This window comes from Corallococcus interemptor (assembly GCF_003668875.1).
Taxonomy (GTDB): Bacteria; Myxococcota; Myxococcia; order Myxococcales; family Myxococcaceae; genus Corallococcus; species Corallococcus interemptor.
The window spans coordinates 1-6,986 of sequence record NZ_RAWM01000223.1 but is presented as its reverse complement, the minus strand read 5'-3'; the positions used below and the strand labels follow the sequence as shown (position 1 = coordinate 6,986).

Genomic DNA, 6,986 nt, shown 5'->3' with positions numbered 1-6,986 from the left:
AGTCAGCGCCGTTCAGGCGAGCGCCGCATGCGCTCGCCTGAACGGCGCTGACTGGACGCGGCCAGGAGCGGGCGCGCTAGGGTAGGACCATGCGAGCGACCCGGTCATGGCTGGCCCTCCTCACGGCGGCAATCGCGCTGGCGGGCTGCACGAAGCACGTGGACACCCGGGTGGCCGGGGACGACGACGCGACCCTCGACGGCCTCGAGGCCCGCCTCGACGAGCTCCGCGCCCGCGAGCAGGGCGACGACCTGACCTGCGCCGAGCAGTGCGACGTCTCCACGCGGACGTGCGCCACGGCGGAGGAGCTCTGCGGGCTCGTGGAGCGGCAGGCGGACCGGGACGACCTGCCGCCGCGCTGCGCCAGGGCCCGCGAGCAGTGCGCGGGCGCGAACGACGGCTGCACGCGGTGTCAGGCGCCCTGAAGAACCGTCCATGCGCCGGCTGAGACTCCGTGCCTATGATGGGTCGGATTGAGGAGCCTCCCCATGAACACCCGTCTCTCGTTGATGCTCGCTGCCTCGTCGCTCCTGCTGGCGGCCCCTGCCCTCGCGGAGGACGAAGGCCTGACGCCGGAGAAGGTGGCGGCCATCCAGCGCGATGAGGCCGCGGCCCAGGCCAAGGTGAACAACGAGTATGGCAACCGCAAGCCGTCGGAGATGAGCAACGCCGAGCGCGGCCAGGCCATCCGGGACCAGCAGAACGAAGCCGCCAAGGTCATGGAGAAGCACGGCATCTCCGCGAAGGAGTACGCCACCTTCACGGCCCGGATGACGCCCGACGACAACCAGCGCGTCGCCAACGAGACCAAGCGACTGGACGACAAGGCCAAGGCCGAAAAGGAAGCCGAGGCGAAGAAGCGCAAGGGCGACGGCGAGGTCCACATCCAGCAGGGCTTCAGCGACGCGGACCCCGTGGAGCTGGAGTCCACGGAGGGCGCGGAGCCCTCCGTCGACGTCGATGGCAGCCTGGATGGCACGTCCGGTGGGCCCGTTGTCGAGATGGGCAGCGACACCAGCACGCCGGCGAAGTCCGTCAGCCGGAAGTCGTCCTCCCGGCGCCGCAAGTAACCCGCTCAGCGGCCGCCGGAGCGAAGCTCCTTCGACCGCGCCTGCCACACCTCGTCGTACGGGCAGGAGCAGTCCGTCTCCTCCGGCTCCGGGTACGCGTACGTCTGGCCCTTGTAGTTGCGGAACAGGGTCTCCCGCTCGCCGCGCTCGATGACGTAGTCGGGCTGGAGGGTGACCTTCCCTCCCCCACCCGGCAGGTCCACCGCGAGGTGCGGCACCGCGAGCCCGCTGGTGTGCCCGCGAAGCTGCTCGAGGATCTCCAGCCCCTTGGCGATGGGCGTGCGCAGGTGCTCGCAGCCCTCGGCGACGTCCATCTGGTGCAGGTAGTACGGGCGCACGCGGCTGCGCAGGAGCATGTGCGACAGCTCCTTGATGATGCGCGCATCCGAGTTGAGCTGCCGCATCAGCACCGCCTGGTTCTCCACCGGTACGCCATGGTCCACCAGCCGCTCGCACGCCTCACGCGCTTCGGGCGTCACTTCCTTCGGGTGGTTGAAGTGGGTGATGACGTAGACGGGCGCGTAGCGGCGCAGCAGGCGCGCCAGCGAGTCCGTGACGCGCATGGGCAGCACCACCGGCACCCGCGTCCCGATGCGGATCATCTCCACGTGCGGAATCTCGCTCAGCGGCGCCAGCAGCGACTCCAGGCGCTCCTCGCTCAGGAGGAACGGATCGCCTCCGGAAATGAGCACGTCGCGCACCTCGGGGTGGCTGCGCACGTAGTCGATGCCCCGGCGCATCTGGTCCTTGGTGAGCTCCGCCTCGCCGCCCTTGGTGATGCGCCTCCGCGTGCAGTGGCGGCAGTAGACCGAGCACGTATCCAGCGCCAGGAACAGCACCCGGTCCGGATACTTGTGGACGATGCACTCCTCCGGCCGCGTCTTGTCCTCGCCGAGCGGATCCGCCAGCTCCCCGGGCCGCACCCGGGCCTCCGCGCGCACCGGAATGGACTGCATGCGCACGGGGCACGACGCGTGCTCCGGGTCGATGAGCGACAGGTAGTACGGGCTGATGCCAATGCGGAACAGCGAGGACGTCTCCTGCACCCCGGCGCGCTCCTCCGGGGTCAGGCGCACGTAGCGCTCCAGCTGCTCCAGGTTGCGCACCGAGTGACGCTGCTGCCAGCGCCAGTCGGTCCACTCCGCGTCGGTCGCGGAGGGAAACAACCGGGCCCGGCCCTCGGCACTGAGCGAGGGACGGGGAGACGACAGGGGCGCCGTCGCGCCCGCGGAGGAATCCATTACGCGGCCTTGGGCTGATCCCGCCACCACGCCTGGCCGGACTCCGGCAGCGTGTCGATGGGATCGTAGTACTCGTACTTGCGATCAAGTGCGCCGGCGTCGTTCGCTTCCACGCTCGTGCGGTAGTTCTTGGTCCAGTAGGAGATGCCGCGCTCGCGGTCGTACTCCGCCACCTGGTGCACCCAGCGCTTCCCCACGAACGGCACGTCACAGACGATGCGCGGCGTGGCGAAGCCCGGCATGTAGCCCATGATGTCGTGCTGGAGCTTCTGTGCCTGCGCCACCGACAGCCGCCAATGCTCGCTGTTGGGGATCATGTCGCACATGTAGAAGTAGTACGGCAGGATCTTCGCGTGGTCGAGCAGCGTGAAGCACAGGTCCAGCAGCGCCTTGGGGCTGTCGTTCACGCCGCGCAAGAGCACGCCCTGGTTGCGCACGTCGCGGAAGCCCATGTCCAGCAGCTTGCGCACCGCCTTGCCCACGAGCGGCGTGAGCTGCTGCGCGTGGTTCACGTGCGTGTGCAGCGCCAGGTCCACGCCGCGCTCCACGGCCTTCTTCGCCAGCCGGTCCAGGCCCGCCAGGACGTTGTCCTGGAGGAAGTGCTGCGGCAGCGCCATGAGCCCCTTGGAGGCCAGGCGGATGTCGCGGATGTTCGGGATGTCCATCAGCGCGCTGACGAACGGCTCCAGCGCCTGGATGGGCAGGTTCGCGATGTCGCCGCCGGACACCACCACGTCGCGCACGGTGGGCGTGCGGCGCAGGTAGTCCAGCATCAGCTCGTAGCGCTCCTTCTGCCCCGTCGCGAACTTGTGCTTGGACACCTGCGGGACGTCGTTGCCCACCAGGTCCATGCGCGTGCAGTGGCCGCAGTACTGCGGGCACGTGGGCAGCATCTCCGCCAGCACCTTCGTCGGATAGCGGTGCGTCAGGCCCTCGACGACCCACATGTCCTGCTCGTGGAGGCTGTCACGGCTGGCGCGCGGGTGGTTGGGCCAGTCCGAGCGGCGGTCCGCGAGCGCCGGCAACATGTACTTGCGGACCGGGTCGTTCCACAGGTCCTCGAAGTTCATGGTGTTGAGCATCTGAGGCGGGACGAGGATGGACATCGTCGCCCGCTCCTTCTGGTCCAGCTCCATGCTCGCCGCCAGGTCGTCCGGCAGCAGCGGCCCGAGCGCGGCCTTCAGCTCGCGCAGGTTCTTCACGGTGTGTTTGCGCTGCCACACCGAGCTCTCCCACTCCGCCGCGGTGACGTCCTTGTAGCCCGGGATGCGCCGCCAGTCGGGCTCCACGAACTCCTTGCGAAGGGGATAGGTGAAAGGCTGCTGCGCGGGGCCAGCCTCGGGCTTGCCTCGAGTGGACGTCGTGCTCATGAACACATCACCTCAACGAAAGGAGCGCCGTGGGCGAGGCGTCATAGCCTGCCCCCCGACATCCCTGCTCAACAATCGCCAGAGGCACAAGATGCCCCATGGCGCAGTGCGTCCGTCTACTCCACCTTGATGTTGATGAGCTTGGCGACGCCATCCGCCTCGACCACCACGACCTGGGGCTTGGTCGACTTCCCGTTGAGCTTGAAGACGACCTTGCGCTTGCCCACCGGCAGCGACAGCGGATTGCCCAGCGGCACGGGAGTCACACGGTTCGTGTTCTTTCCATCCACCCAGATCTGAGCGCCCGCCGGAGACGTGCTGCAGGCGAATTTGCCCATCGCGGCCGCCGCCGGCTTCGGCTTCGGCTCCGGAGGAGGCTTCGGGGTGGGCGCCACGACGACGGGCGGAGGCTTCGGCTTCGGTTCAGGAGGCGTGGGCTTCGGCTTCGGCTCGGGCGGCGGGGCCTCGGCGACCATCTCCACGGGGACACGCACCTCGGTGTCACCGCTGGACGTGAACTCGCCGGAGAACGGCTTGAAGCCCGAGCGCTTCGCCGTGAAGGTGTACGTCTTGCCCATCTCCAGGTCGCCGAGCTTCGCCCCTGGCAGCTTGCCCAGGGACTTGCCGTCGACGGAGATCTCCGCGCCCTCCTGCCCTTCGAACAGGGCGGTGAACTTCTTCGGAGCGGGTGGCTCGACGGGCTTCTCCGGCGTCGAGGGAGGCGGCGTGTTCTCCACCACCGCCGGCGGCGTGGCCGGCTGCTTCTCGGGCTCCGGAGGCTTGGGCTCCGGAGGCTTCTGGGCCGGCGCGTCCGCCTTCAGGCTGAGGAGGATGGGCGCCGCGGCCTGTCCGGCCGTGACCTCGATCTGCTGCGTCACGGCCTGATAGCCCGGAGCCGAGGCCGTCACGTTGTGGATGCCCGCGGACAGCTCGATGACCTGGTTGGCGTTCACGGCCTCCCCGTCCACGAGGACGGTGGCGCCCACGGGCGCGACGAAGTTCACGGAGCCCGTGGACGAGCCCCGGACCACGAAGATCACCACCAGGAGCAGCAGCAGGCCCGCGCCAGCGGCCATGCCGATGATGGCGGGCTTGGGCAGCGGCTTCTTCGGACCGGCGGGCGCCTTGGGCTTCTCCACCTTGGCGGGCGGCGCCGGCTTCGCCATCTTGGAAGCCTTCTGCGGGATGGTCGCCGGGCCGTCGGCTTCGTCGTCGTAGGGCGGCTCTTCGCCGTCCTGCCCTTCGTCTCCGTAGTCGTCCTGGCCGTCGCGGTCGTACTCGTCGCCCTGGTCGTCGTAGGCGCCGTCCGGATCCTCCGCCTCGGCCTCCTGCGCACGCAGGCCGTTGTTGCGGGAGCCCACCGGAAGGGTGATGTTCCCCGTGGTCTCCTCTTCCTCCGGGTCCAACACCGGGGCCGCGGAACCACCACGGGAGCGCGAGGGAGGCGCCGTCGGAGCCGGACCAATCATGGTCGCGCCCGCGTAGGCCTCGCCGCCCTCGTCCCCGATGATGACTTGAGACTTGGGGCCGCTCTTACCCTTGCCGCCGCGTCCCTCGTCCTGCGCGTAGGGAGAGGCGCTGGTGTGGTGCCCGGCCCGGTCGATGGGGTTCTCCGAACGGCCGGTGATGCTGTCATCCACGACGACGCTGCTGTCGGCGATCCGCGTCTCCGGGGCACGGAAGGTGTGCGTGGAGTCGACGATCTGCGTCTTGTCCGCGGCGCCATCCATCTCCGCCAGCTCTTCATCGGTGGGCGGAGGGATGTAACCGGGCGCGGGCTGGGCGGGCGCCGTGGAGGCGCGGCCCACGGGCGAGCCGGTGGCCGACGGAGCCGGCGACCTTTTCTGCGCGGTCGCACGAGGAGGCGCGGCCACCGGAGGAGGCAGCGTCACACCCGAGTGCTCAATCTGGTCCGGGCGCTCGACGGAGGCGTAGCGCTCCATCTTCTCCGCCTCGCGGAGCATGTCCTCGGCGAAGGCCTCCTTCATGAAGCCGGACAGGTGCTTCGAGGAGTAGATGGCGTCCCCCGCGAGGAGGAAGCGCATCAGGTCCTCCTGCAGGTCCGACGCCCACTGGTAGCGGTCCTCGGGCTCGCGCGCGAGCGCCTTGAGGACGACCTTCTCCAGGCCCGCGGAGATGTTCGGGTTGAACTCGCGGGGCAGCGGGATGTCCGCGTTGCGCACCTTCTCCAGCGTGGAGAAGTCGGACTCGCCCACGAAGAGCTTCTCGCCCGTGAGCATTTCGTACAGCAGCACGCCGACGGCGAAGATGTCGCTGCGCCGGTCGATGGGCATGCCCCGGACCTGCTCCGGGCTCATGTAGCCAAACTTCCCCTTGAGGATGCCGGCCTGCGTCTTCTGCGAGCGGTTGGCGGCCTTGGCGATGCCAAAGTCGATGATCTTCACCTCGCCTTCGTACGAGACGAGGATGTTCTGCGGAGAGACGTCGCGGTGGATGATGTGCAGGTCCTGGCCGCGCGCGTCCTTCTTGCGGTGCGCGTAGTCCAGGCCCTCACACATCTTGGAGACGATGAACACCGCCTGTGCGGTGGGCATGATCTCCTTGCGGCGACGATAGCGCTCCAGGAGCGTGCGGACGTCACGGCCCGCCACGTACTCCATGGCGATGAAGTACGTCTCCTCGTGCTTCCCGAGCTCGTGGATGTGCACGATGTTGGCGTGGTTCAGCTGAACGCTGATCCGCGCCTCGTCGATGAACATCGTGATGAACTCGTCATCCTCCGCCATCGTCGGAAGGATCTTCTTGATGGCCAGGATGCGCTCGAAGCCTTCGACGCCAAAAGCCTTCGCGATGAAGACCTCGGCCATACCGCCGACGTTGACGCGCTCGAGGAGCAGGTACTTCCCAAAGAAGGTCGGCTTCTTCATCTCGCGGGGCTGCCCGGCGCCGGCGAGTACGGACCGCGGCAGGCGGTGCGCAAACCGGGGGGAGCAGTGACTCTAGATCCAGTGGGAACGGCGGTCAAACATCCACGATGACGCGATTCCCCAAGGAATCCGAGACCTTGGCGCTCCGACGCCCCGAAACTGACCCACCCGCCTCCCCGCGCGGGCCCAGCACCGCCCACTGCGAGCGCAGGCCCCGCGCACCGCCAGGCGAAATGCGCCCCCGGCGAGCACGACTCAGCGCTCAAGCCAGGTGCAGGAACCGGTGTCACAAGCCCGCAAAGACAAAGCCCCTGGCGCCTTGCGGCACCAGGGGCTTTCAAAAAGAATCCGGCAGCGACCTACTCTCCCACGCGGTTTCCCGCGGAGTACCATCGGCTCTGGAGGGCTTAACTTCCG

At 68.5% G+C, this 6,986-nt stretch carries 5 protein-coding genes and 1 rRNA gene; 2 read left to right on the top strand and 4 right to left on the bottom strand.

The genetic code is table 11. The features are described 5' to 3' along the window. The first annotated feature begins 89 nt into the window (after positions 1–89). Together D7X96_RS38255 and D7X96_RS38250 are read left to right on the top strand one after the other, a co-directional pair. Positions 90–425, top strand: a complete 336-nt coding sequence (locus tag D7X96_RS38255) for a hypothetical protein (RefSeq protein ID WP_121771944.1) — start codon at positions 90–92, stop codon at positions 423–425. Positions 426–488: 63 nt separating this feature from the next. Beyond that, entirely contained in the window at positions 489–1,070 is a 582-nt protein-coding gene (locus D7X96_RS38250; RefSeq protein WP_121771943.1) for a hypothetical protein, read from the top strand. A 5-nt stretch (positions 1,071–1,075) separates the two neighbouring features. Here D7X96_RS38250 and D7X96_RS38245 read toward each other — a convergent pair whose 3' ends face one another. The 4 genes from D7X96_RS38245 to rrf form a co-directional block, all read right to left on the bottom strand. Then, positions 1,076–2,311 carry a KamA family radical SAM protein gene (locus D7X96_RS38245; RefSeq protein ID WP_120552991.1) on the bottom strand — a complete coding sequence of 412 codons (1,236 nt, stop codon included), beginning with the start codon at positions 2,309–2,311 and terminating at the stop codon, positions 1,076–1,078. Next, the gene (locus D7X96_RS38240) at positions 2,311–3,681 is read right to left on the bottom strand and encodes a KamA family radical SAM protein (protein WP_121725166.1); all 1,371 of its coding nucleotides are present in this window, start codon (positions 3,679–3,681) and stop codon (positions 2,311–2,313) included. The genes D7X96_RS38245 and D7X96_RS38240 overlap by 1 nt, the downstream gene beginning before the upstream one ends. 116 nt (positions 3,682–3,797) lie before the next feature. Next, positions 3,798–6,569: a serine/threonine-protein kinase gene (locus D7X96_RS38235; RefSeq protein WP_120552992.1), complete on the bottom strand. Its 2,772-nt coding sequence runs from the start codon at positions 6,567–6,569 to the stop codon at positions 3,798–3,800. Between the two features lie 346 nt (positions 6,570–6,915). Continuing rightward, positions 6,916–6,986, bottom strand: a 5S ribosomal RNA gene (gene rrf / locus D7X96_RS38230); the annotation flags it as partial.

Bases quoted from the DNA above. Each gene is read 5' to 3' on its own strand.
- D7X96_RS38255 (WP_121771944.1), top strand. From the start codon at position 90: ATGCGAGCGACCCGGTCATGGCTGGCCCTCCTCACGGCGGCAATCGCG.
- D7X96_RS38250 (WP_121771943.1), top strand. From the start codon at position 489: ATGAACACCCGTCTCTCGTTGATGCTCGCTGCCTCGTCGCTCCTGCTG.
- D7X96_RS38245 (WP_120552991.1), bottom strand. From the start codon at position 2,311: ATGGATTCCTCCGCGGGCGCGACGGCGCCCCTGTCGTCTCCCCGTCCC.
- D7X96_RS38240 (WP_121725166.1), bottom strand. From the start codon at position 3,681: ATGAGCACGACGTCCACTCGAGGCAAGCCCGAGGCTGGCCCCGCGCAG.
- D7X96_RS38235 (WP_120552992.1), bottom strand. From the start codon at position 6,569: ATGAAGAAGCCGACCTTCTTTGGGAAGTACCTGCTCCTCGAGCGCGTC.